The 20716-nt window shown below is 61.2% G+C and carries 22 protein-coding genes; 12 read left to right on the forward strand and 10 right to left on the reverse strand.

All coding sequences use genetic code 11. The features are described 5' to 3' along the window. The first annotated feature begins 110 nt into the window (after positions 1 to 110). The 4 genes from SNL23_RS29715 (at position 111) to SNL23_RS29730 (ending at position 4396) form a co-directional block, all read left to right on the forward strand. Positions 111 to 2060, forward strand: coding sequence for a DNA topoisomerase III (locus SNL23_RS29715; RefSeq protein WP_167663285.1), 1950 nt, complete (start codon positions 111 to 113; stop codon positions 2058 to 2060). 135 nt (positions 2061 to 2195) lie between these two features. Then, complete coding sequence (locus SNL23_RS29720; RefSeq protein ID WP_010172262.1) at positions 2196 to 2636, forward strand: CBS domain-containing protein; 441 nt, start codon at positions 2196 to 2198, stop codon at positions 2634 to 2636. Positions 2637 to 2650: 14 nt separating this feature from the next. Continuing rightward, a complete protein-coding gene (locus SNL23_RS29725; protein ID WP_167663286.1) occupies positions 2651 to 3499 on the forward strand; it encodes an NAD-dependent protein deacetylase in 849 nt (282 codons plus the stop codon). Positions 3500 to 4066: 567 nt separating this feature from the next. Then, positions 4067 to 4396 (forward strand): hypothetical protein, encoded by a 330-nt coding sequence (locus tag SNL23_RS29730; protein WP_076016889.1) that lies wholly within the window; start codon positions 4067 to 4069, stop codon positions 4394 to 4396. A gap of 66 nt (positions 4397 to 4462) precedes the next feature. Here SNL23_RS29730 and SNL23_RS29735 read toward each other — a convergent pair whose 3' ends face one another. Further along, positions 4463 to 5368 (reverse strand): LysR family transcriptional regulator, encoded by a 906-nt coding sequence (locus SNL23_RS29735; protein ID WP_318304534.1) that lies wholly within the window; start codon positions 5366 to 5368, stop codon positions 4463 to 4465. 133 nt (positions 5369 to 5501) lie between these two features. Here SNL23_RS29735 and SNL23_RS29740 point away from each other — a divergent pair, with 133 nt between their 5' ends. Genes SNL23_RS29740 through SNL23_RS29750 form a run of 3 tightly spaced genes read left to right on the forward strand, consistent with a single transcriptional unit; the run spans position 5502 to position 8084 of the window. Next, positions 5502 to 6200 (forward strand): CoA transferase subunit A, encoded by a 699-nt coding sequence (locus SNL23_RS29740; RefSeq protein WP_063031241.1) that lies wholly within the window; start codon positions 5502 to 5504, stop codon positions 6198 to 6200. A 31-nt stretch (positions 6201 to 6231) separates the two neighbouring features. After that, positions 6232 to 6891, forward strand: a complete 660-nt coding sequence (locus SNL23_RS29745) for a CoA transferase subunit B (protein WP_003211625.1) — start codon at positions 6232 to 6234, stop codon at positions 6889 to 6891. 11 nt (positions 6892 to 6902) lie between these two features. Beyond that, on the forward strand, positions 6903 to 8084 hold the full coding sequence (locus SNL23_RS29750; protein ID WP_318304535.1) for an acetyl-CoA C-acetyltransferase: 1182 nt from the start codon (positions 6903 to 6905) through the stop codon (positions 8082 to 8084). Between the two features lie 178 nt (positions 8085 to 8262). On the opposite strand, the gene SNL23_RS29755 is transcribed toward SNL23_RS29750, so the two are convergent. Further along, positions 8263 to 8682, reverse strand: a complete 420-nt coding sequence (locus tag SNL23_RS29755) for a PaaI family thioesterase (protein WP_318304536.1) — start codon at positions 8680 to 8682, stop codon at positions 8263 to 8265. 150 nt (positions 8683 to 8832) lie between these two features. Here SNL23_RS29755 and SNL23_RS29760 point away from each other — a divergent pair, with 150 nt between their 5' ends. After that, positions 8833 to 9606, forward strand: a complete 774-nt coding sequence (locus tag SNL23_RS29760) for a DUF4349 domain-containing protein (RefSeq protein WP_167663289.1) — start codon at positions 8833 to 8835, stop codon at positions 9604 to 9606. On the opposite strand, the gene SNL23_RS29765 is transcribed toward SNL23_RS29760, so the two are convergent. After that, positions 9603 to 10688, reverse strand: a complete 1086-nt coding sequence (locus SNL23_RS29765; RefSeq protein ID WP_318304538.1) for a DUF1615 domain-containing protein — start codon at positions 10686 to 10688, stop codon at positions 9603 to 9605. The two genes, SNL23_RS29760 and SNL23_RS29765, sit on opposite strands and share 4 nt — an antisense overlap. Before the next feature lie 146 nt (positions 10689 to 10834). Between SNL23_RS29765 and SNL23_RS29770 the strand changes: the two genes are divergently transcribed. After that, on the forward strand, positions 10835 to 11449 hold the full coding sequence (locus SNL23_RS29770; protein WP_076016883.1) for a LysE family translocator: 615 nt from the start codon (positions 10835 to 10837) through the stop codon (positions 11447 to 11449). 125 nt (positions 11450 to 11574) lie between these two features. Here the strand turns inward: SNL23_RS29770 and hemB are convergent, their stop codons facing one another. The 3 genes from hemB to SNL23_RS29785 form a co-directional block, all read right to left on the reverse strand. After that, positions 11575 to 12549, reverse strand: a complete 975-nt coding sequence (gene hemB, locus SNL23_RS29775) for a porphobilinogen synthase (RefSeq protein ID WP_003211635.1) — start codon at positions 12547 to 12549, stop codon at positions 11575 to 11577. Positions 12550 to 12672: 123 nt separating this feature from the next. Continuing rightward, positions 12673 to 13515, reverse strand: coding sequence for a PhzF family phenazine biosynthesis protein (locus tag SNL23_RS29780; protein ID WP_318304539.1), 843 nt, complete (start codon positions 13513 to 13515; stop codon positions 12673 to 12675). Positions 13516 to 13523: 8 nt separating this feature from the next. Beyond that, positions 13524 to 14222: a glutathione S-transferase N-terminal domain-containing protein gene (locus SNL23_RS29785; RefSeq protein ID WP_076016880.1), complete on the reverse strand. Its 699-nt coding sequence runs from the start codon at positions 14220 to 14222 to the stop codon at positions 13524 to 13526. Positions 14223 to 14462: 240 nt separating this feature from the next. Between SNL23_RS29785 and SNL23_RS29790 the strand changes: the two genes are divergently transcribed. Both SNL23_RS29790 and SNL23_RS29795 read left to right on the forward strand, forming a co-directional pair. After that, complete coding sequence (locus SNL23_RS29790) at positions 14463 to 15164, forward strand: histidine phosphatase family protein (protein WP_076016879.1); 702 nt, start codon at positions 14463 to 14465, stop codon at positions 15162 to 15164. A 50-nt stretch (positions 15165 to 15214) separates the two neighbouring features. Continuing rightward, positions 15215 to 16270, forward strand: a complete 1056-nt coding sequence (locus tag SNL23_RS29795) for a permease (RefSeq protein WP_167663293.1) — start codon at positions 15215 to 15217, stop codon at positions 16268 to 16270. A 128-nt stretch (positions 16271 to 16398) separates the two neighbouring features. On the opposite strand, the gene mnmH is transcribed toward SNL23_RS29795, so the two are convergent. From mnmH to SNL23_RS29815, 4 genes are all read right to left on the reverse strand, one after another. Continuing rightward, positions 16399 to 17502, reverse strand: coding sequence for a tRNA 2-selenouridine(34) synthase MnmH (gene mnmH, locus SNL23_RS29800; protein WP_318304540.1), 1104 nt, complete (start codon positions 17500 to 17502; stop codon positions 16399 to 16401). Next, on the reverse strand, positions 17502 to 18536 hold the full coding sequence (gene selD / locus SNL23_RS29805; protein ID WP_076016876.1) for a selenide, water dikinase SelD: 1035 nt from the start codon (positions 18534 to 18536) through the stop codon (positions 17502 to 17504). The genes mnmH and selD overlap by 1 nt, the downstream gene beginning before the upstream one ends. Before the next feature lie 94 nt (positions 18537 to 18630). Continuing rightward, positions 18631 to 19377: a TerC family protein gene (locus SNL23_RS29810; protein ID WP_076016875.1), complete on the reverse strand. Its 747-nt coding sequence runs from the start codon at positions 19375 to 19377 to the stop codon at positions 18631 to 18633. Positions 19378 to 19405: 28 nt separating this feature from the next. After that, the gene (locus SNL23_RS29815) at positions 19406 to 19678 is read right to left on the reverse strand and encodes a hypothetical protein (protein WP_076016874.1); all 273 of its coding nucleotides are present in this window, start codon (positions 19676 to 19678) and stop codon (positions 19406 to 19408) included. Positions 19679 to 19812: 134 nt separating this feature from the next. Between SNL23_RS29815 and nhaR the strand changes: the two genes are divergently transcribed. Then, on the forward strand, positions 19813 to 20715 hold the full coding sequence (gene nhaR / locus SNL23_RS29820) for a transcriptional activator NhaR (RefSeq protein WP_318304541.1): 903 nt from the start codon (positions 19813 to 19815) through the stop codon (positions 20713 to 20715). The last annotated feature ends 1 nt before the right edge of the window (position 20716 follow it).

The raw sequence follows: 20716 nt of genomic DNA on the forward strand, positions 1-20716 counted from the left end.
TTTAGCACCAGACACACAAATTGCTGTATATCCATCCAGATAAAAGTTGCCCAATTCTGATTTATTGCCCATCCTGCTCCCCATTCAATTTCGTAGCGAATGTGGTGACCATGCGGCTGTTCCTCTGTGAAAAACCGTCCCAGGCCAAGGATATCGCCGCCGTGCTCGGCGCGACCCGGCGTGGCGACGGTTGTTGGCTGGGTTCAGGCGTTACCGTGACCTGGTGCATCGGCCACCTGCTGGAAACCGCCCCGCCCGACAGCTACGACGCCAAGTACAAGCGCTGGGTGCTGGCCGACCTGCCAATCATCCCCGAGAAGTGGAAGATGCTGGTCAAGCCCAAGACCGCCAGCCAGTTCAAGGCAGTCAAGCGCCTGCTGGGGGAAGCCCAGGAATTGGTAATCGCCACCGATGCCGACCGCGAGGGCGAGATGATCGCCCGGGAACTGGTGGAGCACTGCCGTTATCGCGGCCCCATCCAACGGCTGTGGCTCTCGGCACTCGATGATGCATCGATCCGCAAGGCCCTGTCCTCATTGAAGCCCGGTGCGGAAACCTTCAGCCTCTACCATTCGGCCCTTGGCCGCTCCCGCGCCGACTGGCTGATCGGGATGAACATGAGCCGCCTGTTTACCCTGCTGGGCCAACAGTCCGGTTATCAGGGCGTGTTGCCGGTAGGTCGGGTGCAAACCCCGACCCTGCGCTTGGTGGTAGACCGGGACCGCAGCATTGCCGACTTTGTACCCGTCGCTTATTGGGCCATCGATGTGGATTTGCTCCACGACAACATCACCTTCACTGCGCAATGGCGCGCAACCGAAGACGCCTGTGATGATCAGGGCCGCTGCCTCAATCCTCAAGTCGCCCGGGACGCCGCCAACGCCATGAGCAACGCCGCCAGTGCGCGCCTGATCAAACTGCGTACCGAACGGATGCGCGACGTGGCGCCCCTGCCCTTCGACCTCGGCACCTTGCAGGAAATCTGCTCGAAAAAACTCGGCCTCGGCGCTCAGGAAACCCTGGATGTTGCGCAGTCGCTCTACGAAACCCACAAAGTGATTACTTACCCGCGCAGCGATTGCGGCTACCTGCCCCTTAGCCAGCACGGCGACGCGCCGAAAATTCTCGCGGCGCTGGGCCGGGCCGATCCAGCAGTGAACGCGTTGATGCCGCACATGGACCCACAACGGCGCTCACGGGCCTGGAACGACGCCAAGGTCAGCGCACACCACGGCATCATTCCCACCGGCGCCGGCAAGGATGTCGGGCAACTGACCGGCAAGCATCGCGCCGTCTACACCTTGATTCGTGCCCGCTACCTCGCGCAGTTCCTGCCCAACCACGAGTACGACCGTACCCAGGCCGATTTCGACTGCGCCGGTGAAGCCTTGCGGGCTGTCGGCAAAGTCATCGTGGAGCCTGGCTGGAAACGCGCATTGCCGGAAGCATTGGCACCGGCCAAAGGCCGTGAAGTACCTGCGCCGCAGTCCTTGCCAAAATTGGTTCAAGGCCAGGATTACGCCGTGGCCAAGGTCAACCTCAAGGACCTGTGGACCCAGCCGCCCAAGCCCTTCACCGAAGGCGACTTGATCAAGGCGATGAAAAACGTCGCCAAGCTGGTGGAAGACCCGCTGCTCAAGCAAAAGCTCAAGGACACCACCGGGATCGGCACCGAAGCCACCCGCGCCGGGATTATCCAAGGCCTGCTGGATCGCGGTTACCTGGTGAAAAACGGCAAGGCGCTGTCGGCAACGCCTGCCGCGTTCAGCCTGATCGATGCGGTGCCACGGGCAATCGCCGACCCCGGCACCACGGCCATTTGGGAGCAAGCACTGGACATGGTGCAAAGCGGAGAGATGAGCCTGGAAGAATTCGTCGCCAAACAGGCGGCGTGGATGAGCAAGCAAGTCACCCGCTGCACCGGCATGCGCCTGACCATCAGCGGCCCGGCCAGCCCGGCAGGACGTGGCGCTGCACCGTGGAAAAACAAACGCAAACCGGCCAAGCGCAAGACAGCCACCAGCCCGAAGCGGGCGGCGAAACCGGCAAACAAAGGCTGAGAGGCACTGAAAAGTCGCGTCAATGACGTTTTTCGACGGGATGTATGCCGCTTTGGACCTTGCCCTGCTGCAGGTCATCCAGGATTCTGTAGGGCCTGCTAACCTCCCAACAATAACAACACCGGAGTGGCCTCCATGAAAACCGTTGCCCAAGTGCTGAAGTCCAAAGACCAGCAAAACCAGCAAGTCCACACCATCCCCCACGACCATACGGTATTTGAGGCCTTGATCGTGATGGCTTCGAAAAACGTCGGGGCCTTGCCAGTGCTCCAGGACGGGAAGGTGGTGGGCATCATCAGTGAACGAGACTATGCCCGTAAGGTCATCCTCCATGGATTGTCTTCGGTGGCGACCAAAGCCCACGAGATCATGAATTCGCCGGTGATCACCGTCGACACTCACCAGACTGTCGAGACCTGCATGACTATCATGACTGACCGACATCTGCGGCATCTGCCTGTGGTGGAGAACGGCGAGTTGCTTGGCTTGCTGTCCATCGGCGACCTGGTCAAGGAAGCCATTGCCGAACAGGCCGACCTGATCAAACAGCTGGAGCAGTACATTCGCGGCGAATAATCATTGGGGAACCCATGCTCGATACCCTGCAACATCAGGTCGATGACCACCTCGTTACCTTGCACCGGGCCATGGCCGAACGGCGCTTCCTGGTACTGACGGGTGCGGGTATCAGCACCTCTTCGGGCATTCCCGACTACCGGGACAGCGAAGGCGTGCGCCGGGGCAAGGCGCCGATGATGTACCAGGAGTTCCTCGCGACCCCGGAAGCACGCCGCCGCTACTGGGCTCGGGCGATGCTCGGCTGGCCGAGGGTGCGTGTCGCACAGCCGAACGCTGCGCATATCGCACTGGCCAGCTTGCAGCAGCGCCAGCGCATTACCGGGCTTATCACCCAGAACGTCGACACCCTGCACGACCAGGCCGGCAGCCATGACGTGATCGAACTCCACGGCAGCCTGCACCGGGTGCTGTGCCTGGATTGCCAGCAGACCAGCGAACGGGATCTGATCCAGCGCCAGATGGAAGCTGAGAATCCGTACCTGGCAGGGGTGGACGCGGTTCAGGCGCCGGACGGTGACACCCTGCTGGACCCGGCCTTTGAAGGACGCTTCCAGGTGCCCCGCTGCCCCCATTGTGGCGGGCAACGGTTGAAACCGGATGTGGTGTTTTTCGGCGAGAACGTCGCCCAGGGCACCGCCGCCAAGGCGATGGCGGCCGTGGACGAAGCAGAAGGCTTGCTGGTGGTGGGTTCGTCGTTGATGGCGTATTCAGCGTTTCGGTTGTGCAAGGCGATGGTTGAGCAGGGCAAGCCCGTGATTGCCATCAATCTGGGCAAGACACGGGGCGATGAGTTGCTGCAACTCAAGATCGAAGCCTCCTGCGAGCGCCTGCTGCCGTTGTTGGTGGAGCACCTCCTGTAGGAGCGAGCTTGCTCGCGAAAAACCTGAGGGCCCCGCTGACTCTCAGAAGCCCCGCGTTATCGTTGACGATATCTTCGCGAGCAAGCTCGCTCCTACAGTTTTCATACCCGACTCGACTTCCAGAAAATGACGCTCAAGTCACGGTTTCCGCTCTCATCCCCGTCCCACGGGGATTTATGTAGTGCTCAAAAATAATCACTACATAATCGTTGACTTAACCATTTTGTAATTGCATGATTCAAGCGTCTCCCGGATCGGGAGCGTTGGTAACAAGCGTTTTGAACAAGCTCGTCTGACCGCCGAGCTGTTTTTTCCGGATGTGCACTGCCCACAAGGCAGATTGATGAAGCTGACCGGCCCGAAAGGATCGGTACAAGGAGCTCAAACGCTGCTTGTCTTCGTTATGAAACCATTGCGTAGCAGTTCATCAGCAAGACTACATGCATCGGTTCAAGACCCTGCCCGTATTCGGCAGACAGTCGCTGACGCCCGGTTTTCTGAGCCGGAGACAACTGAGTAGTTTTAACGGATCAACTAAAGATCGCCAACTGGTCAAGGGGCTTACACATGAATCTGAACAACCAACCAACTATCGATGAATTGGCTGAGATGTTCGCAGCGCAGAAAGACACGCTCGACGACCATATCCTCTGGATTGGTAAATCGGGCCAGGTCCATATTGACTGCCTGGCGCCCCATACCGTGGAAGAAGAGTTCGACAAGAATAACCGTGAACTGGCAGCGCGCCTGAAGATGTACCGCCGCGGCCAGGGTTATGTCGGCAAGAAAGCCGCCGCCGATCGCAACTTTATCGAGCAGGTCTTTCACACGCTTAATACCGAATGGCAGAACCTTAAAGGCCATTCGCAAGTTAAAGTGATCGACAGATACTGCTGATAACTACGCACTGATTACTTGAGCCTGCTCGCTTAAACGAGCAGGCTTTTTTATGGCCGGCTGTTATTACAGCAAAGCTGGAAAACGCCCCTTCCCTGCTTCATCGCGAAAGATATCAAACATGGCCTGGGCCGCCGCCGAAAGTTCGTGACCGGGCTTGGTCAATACACCAATCGGCCGTTCAATCACCGGATCGCTCAAGGTGATGCAGTGGGCACCTGCCTCCTGCATTTGTCGCGCACACAGCGCCGGCACCGCACTGACACCCAAGCCACTGGCAACCATCTTGCCCACCGTCGCCAGTTGATGACTCTCCAGGGCCACGGGCAGCTTCATGTCGAGCGCCTTCAGGTGTTCTTCAAGCATCACCCGCACCGTGGAGGGGCGCTGCAAGGTGATGAAGGGTTGTTCCAGCAGGGTGTGCCAGTCGATATCGGACCGGCGCGCCAACGCCGAGTCACCGGGCACTACCGCGACAAAGCGATCCACATACAGCGGGGTAAACACGAGCGACGAGCTTTCCGTAGGCTCAAACGCCACGCCCAGTTCCACCTGGCGATCCCGGACCATTTCCAGCACCTGCTCGTTGATCACGTCATTGACCGTCACGTTGACGTGGGGATAGCGCGCCCGAAAAATCTTCAGGATCGGCGGCAGCAGGTTCCCGGCAAACGACGGCATCGCTGCCACCGTCACCCGCCCGCGCTGCAAGGTGAAACGCTGGCGCAACTCATCCTCGGCATTGTCCCAATCGGCGATCAGGCGCCGGGCCAGGGGCAGCAGGGATTCACCTTCGGGGGTCAGCGCGACATTGCGTGTATTGCGGCTGAACAAGCGCCCGCCGAGGCCTTCCTCCAGCCCTTTGATGGTCAGGCTCAAGGCCGACTGGGAAAGATGCAAACGCTCACAGGCCGCCGCAAAGCTGAGGGTCTGGGCCACGGCAAGAAAGGCGCGCATCTGTTTAACTGTCATGAAGCTTCTCCCGATGGCTGACGACTATGCTGTTTTTTAAATCAATCAACCTTAAAAAACAACTTAACAAATCAATCCGTCGGCGCAACACTCGGCTCATATGGCTGGCCCACAAACAATAAAAGAGGTGCATATGGCAGGTTTTGATAAACGCGTAGCGTCCTATGAAGAGGCGCTGGCAGGCCTGGAAGATGGCATGACGGTGCTGGCCGGAGGTTTTGGCCTGTGCGGCATCCCGGAAAACCTTATCGCGGAAATCAAGCGCAAAGGCACCCGCAACCTCACCGTGGTTTCCAACAACTGCGGCGTCGACGGTTTCGGCCTGGGCTTGCTGCTGGAAGGCAAGCAGATCAGCAAGGTCTTTGCGTCCTACGTCGGTGAAAACGCGCTGTTCGAGAAGCAACTGCTCAGCGGCGAAATCGAAGTGGTCCTGACCCCCCAAGGCACCCTCGCCGAAAAACTGCGCGCAGGCGGTGCCGGCATCCCGGCGTTCTTCACCGCCACCGGCGTCGGCACGCCAGTCGCCGAAGGCAAGGAAACCCGCGAATTCAACGGTCGCCCGTACCTGATGGAAGAATCCATCACCGGCGACTTCGCCATCGTCAAAGGCTGGAAAGCCGACCACTTCGGCAACGTGATCTACCGCCACACCGCCCAGAACTTCAACCCGCTGGCGGCCACTGCCGGCAAGATCACCGTGGTCGAAGTCGAAGAAATCGTCGAACCGGGCGAGCTGGACCCGGCGCATATCCATACCCCAGGGATCTACGTCGACCGGATCATTTGCGGCACCTTCGAGAAGCGCATCGAACAGCGCACCCTCCGCAAATAATCCACCAGCCCAAATAATAAGGAGACAAACAATGGCTCTTACCCGCGAACAAATGGCTCAACGCGTCGCCCGCGAAATGCAGGACGGTTTCTACGTCAACCTCGGTATCGGCATTCCGACCCTGGTAGCCAACTACATCCCCGAAGGCATGGAAGTGATGCTGCAGTCGGAAAACGGCCTGCTGGGCATGGGTCCGTTTCCGACTGAAGAAACCATCGATGCCGACATGATCAACGCCGGCAAACAGACCGTCACCGCCCGCATTGGCGCGTCGATCTTCTCCTCGGCCGAGTCCTTCGCGATGATTCGCGGCGGCCACGTCGACCTGACCGTGCTTGGCGCGTTTGAAGTCGACGTGCAAGGCAACATCGCCTCGTGGATGATCCCCGGCAAGCTGGTCAAGGGCATGGGCGGCGCGATGGACCTGGTGGCCGGTGCCGAGAACATCATCGTGATCATGACCCACGCGTCCAAGGACGGTGAATCCAAGTTGCTGAGCCAATGCAGCCTGCCGCTGACCGGTGCCAACTGCATCAAGCGTGTGCTGACGGACCTGGCTTACCTGGAAATCGAAAATGGCGCTTTTGTCCTCAAGGAACGCGCACCTGGCGTCAGTGTTGAAGAGATCGTCAGCAAGACAGCCGGTAAACTGATCGTCCCGGACCACGTTCCAGAAATGCATTTCCAGTGAGGACAGATTCCATGCAAGACGTCGTGATTGTTGCTGCCACCCGCACCGCCGTGGGCAGCTTTCAAGGTTCGCTGGCGAGCATCCCGGCCCCGGAGCTGGGGGCTGCGGTGATCCGTCGCCTGCTGGAGCAAACCGGCATCGACCCTGCGCTGGTGGACGAAGTGATCCTTGGCCAGGTGCTCACCGCCGGCAGCGGCCAGAACCCGGCCCGCCAGGCCTCGATCCTCGCCGGCCTGCCCCACGCCGTACCGGCACTGACCCTGAACAAGGTCTGCGGCTCGGGCCTCAAGGCCCTGCACCTCGGCGCACAAGCGATCCGTTGCGGTGACGCCGAGGTGATCATCGCCGGCGGCATGGAGAACATGAGCCTGGCCCCGTACGTATTGCCGGCCGCCCGCACCGGCCTGCGCATGGGCCATGCGAAAATGATCGACAGCATGATCACCGACGGCCTGTGGGACGCGTTCAACGACTACCACATGGGCATCACCGCCGAGAACCTGGTGGACAAGTACGGCATCAGCCGTGAAGCCCAGGACGCCTTCGCCGCCGCCTCCCAGCAAAAAGCCACCGCAGCGATTGAGGCCGGGCGTTTCAACGATGAGATCACGCCGATCCTGATTCCCCAGCGCAAGGGCGACCCGGTGGCCTTCACCGTGGACGAACAACCACGCGCCGGCACCACCGCTGAATCCCTGGCCAAGCTCAAGCCGGCCTTCAAGAAAGACGGCACCGTCACCGCCGGCAATGCGTCCAGCCTCAACGACGGTGCGGCTGCAGTGCTGTTGATGAGTGCGGACAAAGCCAAGGCCCTGGGCCTGCCGGTACTGGCACGCATCGCCAGCTACGCCAACGCCGGCGTCGATCCCGCGATCATGGGCATTGGCCCGGTATCGGCCACCCGCCGCTGCCTGGACAAGGCCGGCTGGAGCCTGGGCGACCTGGACCTGATCGAAGCCAACGAAGCCTTCGCCGCGCAGTCACTGGCGGTGGGCAAAGAGCTGGAGTGGGACGCGTCGAAGGTCAACGTCAATGGCGGCGCGATTGCCATCGGCCACCCGATTGGTGCATCAGGCTGCCGCGTGCTGGTGACCCTGCTGCATGAAATGATCAAGCGCGACGCCAAGAAAGGCCTGGCCACACTGTGCATTGGTGGCGGTCAGGGTGTAGCACTGGCGCTCGAGCGCAGCTGATTTCCCAGAGCAACAGGTAGAAGGCCCGACTGTGGCGAGGGGGCTTGTCCCCCGTTGGGCCGCGCAGCAGCCCCAATACATTGACCTCGGTGTTTCAGGTAGAACTTCAGCGCGGGGTTCAGGGGCCGCTGCGCGGCCCAACGGGGGACAAGCCCCCTCGCCACAGGACTGCGATCGGTCAGTCCCGCACCTGGGGCACCGCAAACACCGCATTTGCCCGCACTACCACCTTTTCCCCGACCTGCACGCTGACCGTGGCAAATGCCATCTGCCGCCCACGCTTGTGGTGTTCCAACCGCACCTCGATCCACTCCCCCACCTGCACCGCGCCGAGATAATCCAGAGTCATGCTCGCCGTGATCAACGGCAGCGGCGGCTCACTGGAAAAGGCCATGGCGTAGCCCATCCCCACATCCGCCAGGGTGGCCAACACGCCGCCATGCACGGTGCCGCGCCCATTGGCATGGCGGTTGTCCGCACGCAGGCCAATCTCCAGCTCCACCCCTTCACCACGGCAGTACACCGGGCCCAGCAGGTCTAACAAAGGGCTGCTGCGAGACAACGGGACAAAACCTTCGGGGATAACATGGGCAGTCATGGCGGATTCTTCCCTGGAATGAGCCTTGAGGTGTACCCCAGCCCTTGGGCGACGACTATCAAGATCAGCGCTGCAAATCCTTCACGATGCTTTGCGTTAATCCGCCGGACCCGGTTTAATCGCCACTTTTGCACACCTCAAGGAACTGCAATGCGCCACCCGGACGGCAAAACCTCTCTGCTACTGATGCTGCTGGTCTTGGCCGGCTGCTCGCCCAAAGGCCATTCCGAAGCCACGGTCATCAGCGGCGAACAAGGCAAGGCCGGGGCGCAACTGGCCTACGAGCATGAGCTGAGCCTGTCGCTGCCCGTCGCCCTGCTCGCACCGCGCATGCAGGCCACCCGCGAAGCCTGCGAGTCGGCGCGGTTCGGCGCGTGCAATATTCTCGGTATCAAGCAAGACAGCGACGGCGGCCAGATGGTGCTGCGCATTGCACCTGCCGGCGTTGAACCGTTAGTGGCCATGGCGGCCGAAGGCGGCAAGCTGGGGCAGCGGATCACCACTGCCGAAGACCTGGCCGATGCAGTCGCCGATGTGCAGCGTCGTCAGGAGCGGTTGCTGGCCCAGCAGCAGCGCCTGGATGAACTGGCCAAGCGCAAGGACATCACCGTGGGCGACCTGATCACCTTGAGCAAGGAGCAGGCGAATATCGAAAACGACCTGCAGGAGCTGGCCCAGGCCGCCGCAGGCCAAAAGCGTCGCCTGGACACCAACCGCGTGACCCTGAATTTCAGCACCTCCGACGGCCTGCAACAGCAGTCACGCCTGAGCCGCATGTTCAGCAACCTGGGCGAAAACCTGGTGGACGGCACCGCCGACGCCCTGGAGCGCGCCAGCTATGTACTGCCGTTCGTGATCCTGGCCTTCCCGGTGTTGTGGCTGTGGGTGTGGCTGTGGCGCAAGTTGGTCAAGCGTCGCCCCTAACGCTTCATGCAACGCTGATAACGCTCATCCACGCGCTTGGCAAACCAGGCGGTGGTGAGGTTGCGGGTGATCTTCGGACTCTTCAGCACGATGCCCGGCAGGATGGCTCGCGGCACCGGTTTGCCGGCGGCCTTGTCGGCCAGGGCGAACACACGCTGGTACAGGGTGGTGTCTTCAAAATCCAGGCGCTCGCCCTGCTCCAGCTGGCTGCGGATGCTCGGGTTGCGCATGTCCAGCGCATTGCCCAGTGAGCGCACTGCCAGCTCGGTGGTGCCTGGCAGGAACGAGCCGTAGTTGATCAAATCACCGTCCAGCGCCAGCGTGGTACCCGAGACCCGGCTGACCGCCGCCTGGAAAGCCGCATTGCGGCTGGCATACCAACCCGCATTGAAATCGGCGAAGCGGTACAGCATCTGGTCGTAATTCACCGGGTAGCCCAGCAAATGGGTGATGCCAAAGTACATGCCGCCGCGGCGGGTAAATACTTCCCGACGGATGCTGCCATCCACGGTGTAGGGATAATCCCGCGCCTGCTTCTGTGCGAAGTCGATGCTGACCTGCATAGGGCCTGCGGTATGCACCGGGTTGAAGCCGCCAAACAGCGTCTTGCCCAAGGGCACGACGCTGATGAAGTCGTCAAAGATCCCACTCAAATCCCGCTCGGTACGCGCAGCGCTCAAGCGCTCGGCGTAGGACTTGCCGGTGGGCGAGCGCAGTTGCAGTGCCGTGCGCACCAGCACCGCCGGCACATGGACTTTAGCGGCGCGGCGCAGGATTTCGTCCTGGGCGATCTTGCCCATGTTCGGTACCGGCGGGTCGACCTGATAGGTGGATTCCTGCTCGGTCACGGCCAATACCGCGCAGATGTTTTCCGTACCGGGGTAGATTTTCTGCGTGTTGAAGGCGGTGTAGATGTCTTGGGCCCAGCCGTTGCGGTCCGGCACGCTGGCCGGCATCAGCCGCACGATCTGCGCCTTTACCTCGGCTTCGCTGCGCTCGGGCAATTGCTGGGTGCGCTGGCTGGAGCAGCCGGCCAGCACCAGCAAGGTGGTGAGGCACAGGATCAGGCGAGATGAATGCATGGGGCTTCCTTGGGTGACGATGGGCCAGTCTTGGCAGATATCGACCGGTAAGTCTAACCGGGGTTCGCCGACCTGCTGCTCTCGCCAAAAAAACCAGGACGTGAAAGGATCAGGCACCCGTCGTTCCTACAAGGAGTTTGGATGCCATGCTTAGCCTGAACTTTCTGATCACCTGCCTGATCGTCGTGCTGATTCCCGGCACCGGCGTCATCTTCACGGTGTCCACCGGGCTGACCGCCGGCAAGCGCGCCAGTGTGTTCGCCGCGCTGGGCTGCACCGCCGGGATCGTCCCGCACTTGTTGGCCTCGGTACTTGGCCTGTCCGCCCTGCTGCACACCAGTGCCCTGGCGTTCGAAGCCCTGAAGTATGCCGGCGCCGCCTACTTGCTGTACCTCGCCTACGCCACCTGGCGCGACCGCTCGGCCTTTGCCATGAACGACACACCGACGATTGCCAGCGCCCGCAGCCTGATGGTGCGGGGCCTGTTGCTGAATATCCTGAACCCCAAGCTGACGATTTTCTTCCTGGCGTTCCTGCCGCAATTCGTCACCCCGGGCGCGAGCGCACCCGCCCTGCAAATGCTGTTGCTGAGCAGTGTGTTCATGGCGATGACGTTTGCGGTGTTTGTGATTTATGGCCTGCTGGCCAATGTATTCCGCCGCGCAGTGATCGAATCACCACGCGTACAAAACTGGCTGCGCCGCAGTTTTGCGGCGGCGTTTGCGGGGTTGGGGCTGAACCTGGCGTTTGCCCAGCGCTAAGTTGCAAGCAGCCGCGAACAGACTTCTTGTGGCGAGGGAGCTTGCTCCCGCTGGGGCGCGCAGCGGCCCTGAAAATGGGCCTGCTACGCAGTCCAGCGGGAGCAAGCTCCCTCGCCACAGGTTACTTAGATCCCGGCGAGTGCCAGGTCCATCGCAAAGTAGGTGAAGATCAAGTCCGCACCAGCGCGCTTGATCGATCCCAGGGTTTCCCGAACCACGCGGGCTTCATCGATCGCGCCTGCCTGGGCACCGAACTTGATCATCGCGTACTCGCCGCTCACCTGGTACGCCGCCACCGGCAAACGCGAGGCTTCGCGGATGTCGCGGATGATGTCCAGGTACGCGCCGGCCGGCTTGACCATCAGCGCATCCGCGCCTTCCTGCTCATCCAGCAACGACTCGCGCACCGCTTCGCGGCGGTTCATCGGGTTCATCTGATAGCTCTTGCGGTCGCCCTTGAGCGCGCTGCCGCCGGCTTCGCGGAACGGGCCGTAGAGGGCCGAGGCGAACTTGGTGGAATAGGCCATGATCGGAATATGGCTGAAGCCTGCTTCATCCAACGCGCGGCGAATGGCCTGGACCTGTCCGTCCATTGCGGCGGATGGCGCAATCACATCGGCACCGGCGCGGGCGGCGGCCACGGCTTGCTTGCCGAGGTTGACCAGGGTGCGGTCATTGTCGACCTCAGCGCCGTGCATCACGCCGCAATGGCCGTGGTCGGTGTACTCGCAGAAACAGGTGTCGGACATCACAATCATTTCCGGCACCGCATCCTTGATGATCGAGGACATGCGCGAGACCAGGCCACGCTCTTGCCAGGTGTCGCTGCCGGAGGCGTCAAGGTGATGGGACACACCGAAGGTCATCACCGACTTGATCCCGGCTTTCGCATAGCGCTCGATCTCACCGGCCAGTTTCGACTCGGGAATGCGCTGCACCCCGGGCATGCTGGTGATCGGTACGAAGTCGTCGATTTCTTCTTCAACGAAGATCGGCAGCACCAGGTCATTGAGGGTGAATTCGCTTTCCTGGAACAGGCCACGCAACTCTGGAGAGCGGCGCAGGCGGCGTGGACGGGCTTCGGGGAACTGGCTGGACATTGATGCTCCTGAAAAAGGCAGGACGAAAAAACGTTGGGGCGAAAGCTTATGCCTCGTGCACCGCAGAGCACAAACGCCAAGTGCGGAACAGTTTATTGCAGGCCCGGTAACAATTGCATTGATCTAGAGCTGTACACGCCCGTCAATGCAAACGGCCACCGCGCCGCCGACCCAGATTTCCTCGCCGCTCTGTTCGACGTGGATTCGCCCGGCGCGGCCTATGGCGGTGCCCTGGCTGACCACATAGCGGCTGGGCGCCAGGCCTTCGCCGAGCAACCACTGGGCGACACCGGCGTTCAGGCTGCCGGTGGCCGGGTCTTCCGGGGCACCGTCGCCGGCAATGAAGGCCCGCACTTCAAATTGCGCCTCGTCACCGTCCCGCCCGGGGTTCCACGGGGCGATCACGCCCACGGCCAGACCCTGCAACTGCGAGTAATCCGGATGCAGCGCCAGTACCTGCTCGCGATCCTCCAGCATGACCGCCAGCCAACCTGCGCCGTTATCCACCCACTGGCTACGCACAACCGCCCCGGGGCCAAGGCCCAGCCCCCGCCGCACGCGCTCAACCAACTCGCTCTCCAGCGGGCCGGAGCGCAGCAGTGGTGGCGCAATAAACGCCAGTTCATCTCCCTGGCGGCGGATGCGCACCAGGCCAATCTCACACTCCTGGATGATCTCTTCGCCTGCAGGTTGGCCGCCGGCCTGCAACCAGGCATGGCAACTGCCGAGGGTCGGATGGCCGGCAAACGGCAGTTCCTGCAGGGTGGTGAAGATTCTTACGCGGTAGTCCGCCCGTGGATCACGGGGCTTGAGCAAGAACGTGGTCTCACTGAGGTTGGTCCAGTTGGCGAAATCCGCCATTTGCTGGTCGCTCAGGCTGTCGGCGCCCAGCACCACCGCCAGCGGGTTGCCCTTTAAGGCCACGTTGCTGAAGACGTCGAGCTGTTTGAAGTCGAAGGAAGGCATGCAGGTCCTTATGCCGGGATGTTCAAGCCACGGATCACCGCAGGCCGGGCGACGAACCCGTCCAGCGCCCGCAGCACGTTCGGGAAGTCGGTGATGCCTACCAGGTCGCCGGACTCGTAGAAGCCAATCAGGTTGCGAACCCACGGAAAGGTGGCGATGTCAGCGATGCTGTACTCGTCGCCCATGATCCAGGTGCGGCCCAGCAGGCGCTTTTCCAGAACCTCCAGCAAGCGGCGCGCCTCGGCGACGTAGCGGTCACGCGGACGTTTGTCCTCGTAGGCCGCGCCGGCGAATTTGTTGAAGAACCCAACCTGGCCAAACATCGGCCCGATACCGGCCATCTGGAACATCAGCCACTGGATCGTCTCATAACGCATCGCCGGGTCTTCGGGCAGCAACTCGCCGCTCTTTTCGGCAAGGTAGATCAGGATCGCGCCCGATTCGAACAAGCCCAGCGCCTGGCCGCCGGGGCCATTGGGGTCGATGATCGCCGGGATCTTGTTGTTGGGGTTCAGCGACATGAATTCGGCGGACAGCTGGTCCTGGGTCTCGAAGCTGACCTTATGCGCCTCGTAAGGCAACCCGAGCTCCTCCAGCATGATCGACACCTTCACCCCGTTGGGCGTCGGCAAGGAATAGAGCTGCAGGCGCTCGGGATGCCGGGCCGGCCATTTGGCGGTGATGGGAAAGTCTGTCAGTGAGTTCATCGCAAAAGCCCTGTTAAAACCCTGATAGTAGTGGCTGAACGGTCGGCGTGCACCCGACTTAAATCCGCAACATCCGCCGGTTAATCTCCTGCAATCGGCAGGGATGCCGCCCCATTGTCCACCCGGAACGAACCAAAGTGCCCGGGCGCACTCTTAAGTGCGCCCCCAAGGAAGCCACTTTCACGACACGGAACACCTGGCTTGTCCGCCTTAACCCGCTGCACGAAGACTCGAGCCTCAATGACTATCAAGCCTCTGTGCCTTGCGAAACGCCTGAAACGCTACTCCTACATCCTACTGCCGGTATTACTGGTAGGCACCGCGGTCGGCCTGACCCTGGAATCCAGAATCAGCCGCGCCCAGCAGGTCGACGGCGTGCAAACCCTGGTGTTCCTGCGCCACGCCGAAAAACCCGCCGGCGGCCTCGGCCAGCTCAATTGCCAGGGTTTGAACCGCGCGATGAACCTGGCCAGCGTCCTGCCGGAAAAATTCGGCAAGGCTGACTTTGTGTTTGCCGCCAACCCAACCCGCAATGTCGAGGAAGGCGAGAAAGACAACTCATACAGCTACATCCGCCCGCTGATGACCATCAGCCCCAGCGCCATCAAGCTCGGGTTGCCGGTGAACATCAAGTTCTCGGCCAATGACACCAGCGCCCTCGCCGATGAGCTGGTGGAAGACAAGTACCACAACGCCGTGATCTACACCGCCTGGTCCCACGGCTACCTGCCGGAGTTGATCAACAAGGTGGCCAGTGAAGCGGTAGGCGAAAAACATGTGATTACCGACGATTGGTCCGGCAGTGATTTCGACACCTTGTACGTGCTGACGCTGACCTGGCACAACGGCAAGGCCACGCTGCTGAGCCGCAATTACAAGCAAGGGCTGGACAACGGCGAGAAGAGTTGCCCGGATGCAACGCAGGTTAGCGCCGATATCTGAGTGCCACAGCGTATGATGCTGCGCTATTGACTCAGCTGCGGATCATCCACATGTCCAACCTCTCCTCCACCCAGCCTGCCCGGGGCTGGTCCTTCTGGTGGAAACCAGCGCTGTTCCTGCTGGTGGCCTGCATCGGCCTCTACTACGTGAAGTGGTCGCCCTACTACGCCAAGGCGTTTATTGCGGCAGACAACCACAGCATCGGCGCGTCGATTCTCAATGACCAGCAAAGCGCGCCACTGGCCGCCGCATTGGCCTATGCCCAGGTGTATTTCCTGGCGATCTGGAAAGCCGCCGTGCTGGCGGTCATTCTTGGCTCATTGCTGCAAGTGCTGATCCCGCGGGACTGGCTGTTGCGCCTGTTTGGTCGTGCCGGGCTGGGCTCCACCCTGCGCGGTGGGCTGTTCGCCTTGCCGGGGATGATGTGCAGTTGCTGCGCCGCACCAGTGGCCGCCGGCATGCGCCGCCAACAGGTGTCGGTCGGCGCGGCGCTGGCGTTCTGGATTGCCAACCCGGTGCTGAACCCGGCAACCCTGGTGTTCATGGGCTTTGTGCTGGGCTGGGGCTTTACCGCGCTGCGGTTGGTGGCCGGGATCGTGCTGGTGGTGGGTGTGTCGCTGGTGGCGCAGCGTATTGCGCGGCCGGAGCAGGTGCCTGAAGCGGCGCTGGACGCGGTGGCCCAGGCCAGCCATACCGAAACCGAACCGTTCCTGAGCCGCTGGCTGCGCACCCTGTGGCAGCTGTTCTGGAGCACGATTCCGGTGTACATCCTGGCAGTGCTGATCCTCGGCGCGGCGCGGGTCTGGCTGTTTCCCCACGTTGACGGCGCCATGGCCAACAGCCTGGTGTGGCTGGTGCCGCTGGCGATTGTCGGCACGTTGTTTGTGATCCCGACGGCCGCCGAAATTCCGATTGTGCAAACCATGATGACCCTCGGCATGGGCACCGGCCCGGCCGTGGCGTTGCTGATGACCCTGCCGAGCGTGAGCCTGCCGTCGCTGCTGATGCTGCGCAAGGACTTCGATGCGCGGGTGCTGGTGACTGTGGCCGGCTTGACCATGCTGATGGGTGTGGTGTGTGGCCTGATCGGGGCGTTTATCCTGTAGTGAGTGGGTGAGTTCGAGGGCCTCTTCGCGAGCAAGCCCGCTCCCACATTTGACCGCGTTTATCCTGTAGGAATGCGGTCGAATGCGGGAGCGGGCTTGCTCGCGAAAGGGCCGGCCAACTCCATCAATTACTTACGCCGAGCGAGCCTGTCCCGGAAATACTCCACCACCGCCGCTTGCTCTCCCGCAAACTCGATGCGCGCACCTTTGCTTTCCCGCTGAAAGGCGTACATCGGGTCGTAATACTCACGCAACAACCCTTCAATCCAGCCGCGGTGCAACTCCACCGCACCGCTGCGAGCTTGCTCCGCCAACGCGTCCTGCATGATCGCGTGCAACCGCGCAAAGCGCTCGCCGCCCAGGCGCTTGTGGATATTGCCCAGGCTCTGGGTCAGGCGTTCGGCAAACAGTTCCTGGCCAGTGTCGCCAAACACCGCGACAAACTCGGCGCAAAGGTCCACCACGTAATCCTTCAGGATGCGCTCCACGCGGCCTTCAACGCTGTCTTCGAGCCAGACCATCGGGAAGCCCTGCATGCCCTTGTGCAAGGGCAATGGCAGCGCGCAACTGCCGATCATGCGGCTCTCATCCTCGACCACGAACTGCTCGATACCGGCGGCACGCTTTTTCAGCAGGTCCACGGCCAGGCGGTTTTCGAAGTCGATGTTGGAGGGTTGCGCCGTGGCGCGCTTGCCGAAGCTGGAACCGCGATGGTTGGCGTGGCCTTCCAGGTCCAGGGCATTGTTCAACTGGCCGAGCACTTCGGTCTTGCCGGTGCCGGTCATGCCGCCCAGCAACACGAAGTCGCATTGCGCAGTGGCGCTTTCAACGGTGTCGAGCAGGAAGGTTCGCATGGCTTTGTAGCCACCGCCCACTCGCGGATAGTCGATACCCGCCTCGGTTTTCAACCATTGCTGGGCAATCTGCGAACGCATTCCGCCGCGAAAGCAGTACAGCAAACCATCAGGATTGGCCTGGGCGAAGCGCGCCCAGTGTTCGATACGTTGCGCCTTCACCGCCCCGGACACCAGTTCGTGACCGAGAACAATGGCCGCCTGCTGGCCTTGCTGCTTGTAACAGGTGCCCACCCGTTCGCGCTCATCGTCGGTCATCAACGGCAAGTTGATCACCCCGGGAAACGCGCCTTTGATGAACTCGATCGGCGCGCGGGTATCCATCATCGGCCGGTCGTTGAGAAAGATGTCGCGGTAATCGGTGATGTCGATTGGCATCAGAACACCTCTACCGCGTTGGTCTGTCGCTCAACCAGTTCGCCGATCGGCTGAAGGTTAAGGCCCAGTTCCGCCGCCACGGCGAGGAATTCGGCATTGCCTTCGGGCGTGACCGCCACCAGCAGGCCGCCGCTGGTTTGCGGGTCGCACAGCACGCGTTTGTGCAGTTCGTTCAGGCGCCCCAGCTTGCTGGCGTAGCTGTCGAAGTTGCGCAAGGTGCCGCCGGGCACGCAGCCCTGCTCCAGGTAGTACTCAACCCCGGGCAGGCGTGGGACTTTTTCGTATTCGATGCGGGCCGTTAGCTGGCTGCCGTCGGCCATTTCCACCAGATGGCCCAACAGCCCAAAACCGGTGACGTCGGTCATGGCTGTGACACCGGCCAGCTTGCCAAACCGGCTGCCGGGTTTGTTGAGGGTGCACATCCAGTCACGGGCCAGGCCGATGTCAGCCTCGCGCAACTTGCCCTTCTTTTCGGCGGTGGTGAGGATGCCGATACCCAAGGGTTTGGTCAGGTACAGCTGACAACCGGCGGTGGCGGTGTCGTTGCGCTTCATGTGGCGCTTTTCCACCAGCCCGGTGACGGCCAGGCCGAAGATCGGCTCGGGGGCGTCGATGGAGTGGCCACCGGCCAGGGGAATCCCGGCAGCGTCACACACGGAGCGACCGCCGCGAATCACTTCCCGGGCAATTTCCGGGGCCAGCACGTTGACCGGCCAGCCGAGAATCGCGATGGCCATCAACGGATCGCCGCCCATGGCGTAGATATCGCTGATGGCGTTGGTGGCAGCAATACGGCCGAAGTCGAAGGGATCATCGACAATCGGCATGAAAAAATCGGTGGTAGACACCACGCCGCGCTCGTCGTCGATGGCATATACAGCGGCATCATCGCGGGAGGCGTTGCCGACCCAAAGCTTGGGGTCGAGGTTCTGCGCGCCACTGCCGGCGAGGATCACTTCCAGTACCTGAGGTGAGATTTTGCAACCGCAACCAGCACCGTGGCTGTATTGGGTCAGGCGAATCGGCTCGTTCATGGGTATCCCTCAAGGCGTCAAGTGGACGGATTCTATCAGACAGCAAAAGGCCGGCTGGGCTCTGATGAGCGCAGCCGGCCTTTCTTGTCAGCGTTTACTGTTTGGCAGCGAGGCGTTTATGCCGGTTGCGTCGCATCATGTTCAGGCACTCGATAGCCGCCGAGAACGCCATGGCCGCGTACACATAGCCTTTTGGCACATGGGCGCCGAAGCCTTCGGCGATCAACGTCATGCCGATCATGATGAGGAAGCCCAAGGCCAACATCACAATAGTCGGGTTCTCGTTGATGAACTTGGCCAACGGCTCGGCCGCCACCAGCATCACGATTACCGAGACCACTACGGCAATGATCATGATCGGCAAGTGCTCGGTCATGCCCACGGCGGTGATGATGCTGTCGATGGAGAACACCAGGTCCAGCAACAGGATCTGGCCAATCGCCGAAGCGAAGCCCAGGCTTACGCTCGGTGCACCGCTGTCCACATGCTCCTTCTCAGGGTCCATGCTGTGATGGATCTCGGTGGTCGCCTTCCACACCAGGAACAGGCCACCGGCGATCAGGATCATGTCCTTCCAGGAGAACGACTGCCCCAGGATATCGATGACCGGCTCGGTCAACTGCACGATAAAGGCAATGGTGCTCAACAGGCCCAGACGCAGGATCAATGCCATGCTGATGCCGATGCGGCGGGCCTTGGCCCGGTGTTGCACCGGCAACTTGTTGGTAAGGATCGAGATAAAGATCAGGTTGTCGATCCCCAGCACGATCTCCATGACGATCAGGGTAGCCAGCGCGATCCACGCGGTCGGGCTGGCGGCCAGTTGTAAGAGGTATTCCATAGGTCAGTCCTGGTGTGATGTGCGGGTATTAGGTTTCTTGGGAGGTGGACTCAGGCGCGTTGCCTTCCTGTTCCTCGTTGTCCTGCTTGTCCTGCTTGCGTTCCGGCGGAGCAATCAAGCCTTTGGTCGCGTCACTTAACGCCTGCTCCGCGGCCTGATGAGTGTCGTCAATCACTTGCTTGGCTGACTCGGAGGCTTTACCCAGGAGTTGTTGCGCGCTTTTTTCCGCTTGGTCGCAGCCACTGAGCATGACTAATGAAAGCCCAAGTAACGCCGTTGCGCCCAGGGAATTGAGTTTCATGATGCGTTCCTCGTTAGAACCGTTGGGTCCAAGTAGTGGCCCCTCGATAGCGACGCATTCTATGCAGATGAACACTTCAGTAAAATTCGTATTTTTTTCGTTTATACTTCGGTTTTAACGAACTGTTGGCCGCCATGCTCAATTACCGACAACTGCACTACTTCTGGGTCGTCGCCAAGACCGGCAGCATCGTGCGCGCCTGCGAGCAACTGAACCTCACGCCGCAAACCATCAGCGGGCAGATCAGCCTGCTGGAGCAGACGTTTGGCGTGGCATTGTTTCAAAAGCTCGGACGCCAGCTGGAACTGACCGAAGCCGGACGTCAGGCCCTGCCCTATGCCGAGCAGATGTTCCAGCTGGGCAATGAGCTGGAGGCGATGCTGCGCACCCAGCCCAACGAGCAGCAGATTTTGTTCCGGGTCGGCGTGGCGGATGTGGTGCCCAAGTCCATCGTCTACCGGCTGATTGCGCCGACCATGGAATTGAGCGAGCCGATCCGCATTACCTGTCGTGAAGACAAACTCGAACGCTTGCTGGCGGACCTGGCGATCCAGCGCCTGGACCTGGTGATCTCCGACAGCCCGATGCCCCCGCACCTGGACATCAAGGGTTACAGCCAGAAGCTGGGGGAATGCGGGATCAGTTTTTTCGCGACCCAGGCGTTGGCTGACCAGCATCTCGGCGATTTCCCACAATGTCTGCAGGGTGCGCCGCTGTTGATTCCGGGTGCGGAGACAGTAGTGCGCAGCCGCTTGCTGCGCTGGTTTGCCGAGCAGCAGATCCAGCCACGGATTGTCGGGGAGTTTGACGACAGTGCGTTGATGCAGGCCTTTGGCCAATCCGGCAGCGGGATTTTTATCGCGCCCAGCGTGATTGCCGATGAGGTGGAACGCCAATATGGCGTGGTGCTGATCGGCCAGACGGATGCGGTGACCGAGTCGTTTTATGCGATCTCGGTAGAGCGCAAGGTCAAGCACCCCGGCATCGTGGCGATTACCGAAGGTGCAAGACGGGAGCTGTTTACGGCCCTGCCCTGAG

Source organism: Pseudomonas sp. SED1 (genome assembly GCF_034044025.1).
GTDB lineage: Bacteria > Pseudomonadota > Gammaproteobacteria > Pseudomonadales > Pseudomonadaceae > Aquipseudomonas.

What these genes read in the sequence shown, in the direction of transcription:
- SNL23_RS29745 (WP_003211625.1), top strand. Translation starts at nt 6,232, where the DNA reads ATGGCTCTTACCCGCGAACAAATGGCTCAACGCGTCGCCCGCGAAATG.
- SNL23_RS29760 (WP_167663289.1), top strand. Translation starts at nt 8,833, where the DNA reads ATGCGCCACCCGGACGGCAAAACCTCTCTGCTACTGATGCTGCTGGTC.
- SNL23_RS29810 (WP_076016875.1), bottom strand. Translation starts at nt 19,377, where the DNA reads ATGGAATACCTCTTACAACTGGCCGCCAGCCCGACCGCGTGGATCGCG.
- SNL23_RS29770 (WP_076016883.1), top strand. Translation starts at nt 10,835, where the DNA reads ATGCTTAGCCTGAACTTTCTGATCACCTGCCTGATCGTCGTGCTGATT.
- SNL23_RS29740 (WP_063031241.1), top strand. Translation starts at nt 5,502, where the DNA reads ATGGCAGGTTTTGATAAACGCGTAGCGTCCTATGAAGAGGCGCTGGCA.
- SNL23_RS29785 (WP_076016880.1), bottom strand. Translation starts at nt 14,222, where the DNA reads ATGAACTCACTGACAGACTTTCCCATCACCGCCAAATGGCCGGCCCGG.
- SNL23_RS29765 (WP_318304538.1), bottom strand. Translation starts at nt 10,688, where the DNA reads ATGCATTCATCTCGCCTGATCCTGTGCCTCACCACCTTGCTGGTGCTG.
- mnmH (WP_318304540.1), bottom strand. Translation starts at nt 17,502, where the DNA reads ATGCCAATCGACATCACCGATTACCGCGACATCTTTCTCAACGACCGG.
- SNL23_RS29720 (WP_010172262.1), top strand. Translation starts at nt 2,196, where the DNA reads ATGAAAACCGTTGCCCAAGTGCTGAAGTCCAAAGACCAGCAAAACCAG.
- SNL23_RS29715 (WP_167663285.1), top strand. Translation starts at nt 111, where the DNA reads ATGCGGCTGTTCCTCTGTGAAAAACCGTCCCAGGCCAAGGATATCGCC.
- SNL23_RS29750 (WP_318304535.1), top strand. Translation starts at nt 6,903, where the DNA reads ATGCAAGACGTCGTGATTGTTGCTGCCACCCGCACCGCCGTGGGCAGC.
- SNL23_RS29790 (WP_076016879.1), top strand. Translation starts at nt 14,463, where the DNA reads ATGACTATCAAGCCTCTGTGCCTTGCGAAACGCCTGAAACGCTACTCC.
- SNL23_RS29755 (WP_318304536.1), bottom strand. Translation starts at nt 8,682, where the DNA reads ATGACTGCCCATGTTATCCCCGAAGGTTTTGTCCCGTTGTCTCGCAGC.
- hemB (WP_003211635.1), bottom strand. Translation starts at nt 12,549, where the DNA reads ATGTCCAGCCAGTTCCCCGAAGCCCGTCCACGCCGCCTGCGCCGCTCT.
- SNL23_RS29735 (WP_318304534.1), bottom strand. Translation starts at nt 5,368, where the DNA reads ATGACAGTTAAACAGATGCGCGCCTTTCTTGCCGTGGCCCAGACCCTC.
- SNL23_RS29725 (WP_167663286.1), top strand. Translation starts at nt 2,651, where the DNA reads ATGCTCGATACCCTGCAACATCAGGTCGATGACCACCTCGTTACCTTG.
- SNL23_RS29795 (WP_167663293.1), top strand. Translation starts at nt 15,215, where the DNA reads ATGTCCAACCTCTCCTCCACCCAGCCTGCCCGGGGCTGGTCCTTCTGG.
- SNL23_RS29730 (WP_076016889.1), top strand. Translation starts at nt 4,067, where the DNA reads ATGAATCTGAACAACCAACCAACTATCGATGAATTGGCTGAGATGTTC.
- SNL23_RS29815 (WP_076016874.1), bottom strand. Translation starts at nt 19,678, where the DNA reads ATGAAACTCAATTCCCTGGGCGCAACGGCGTTACTTGGGCTTTCATTA.
- SNL23_RS29780 (WP_318304539.1), bottom strand. Translation starts at nt 13,515, where the DNA reads ATGCCTTCCTTCGACTTCAAACAGCTCGACGTCTTCAGCAACGTGGCC.
- nhaR (WP_318304541.1), top strand. Translation starts at nt 19,813, where the DNA reads ATGCTCAATTACCGACAACTGCACTACTTCTGGGTCGTCGCCAAGACC.
- selD (WP_076016876.1), bottom strand. Translation starts at nt 18,536, where the DNA reads ATGAACGAGCCGATTCGCCTGACCCAATACAGCCACGGTGCTGGTTGC.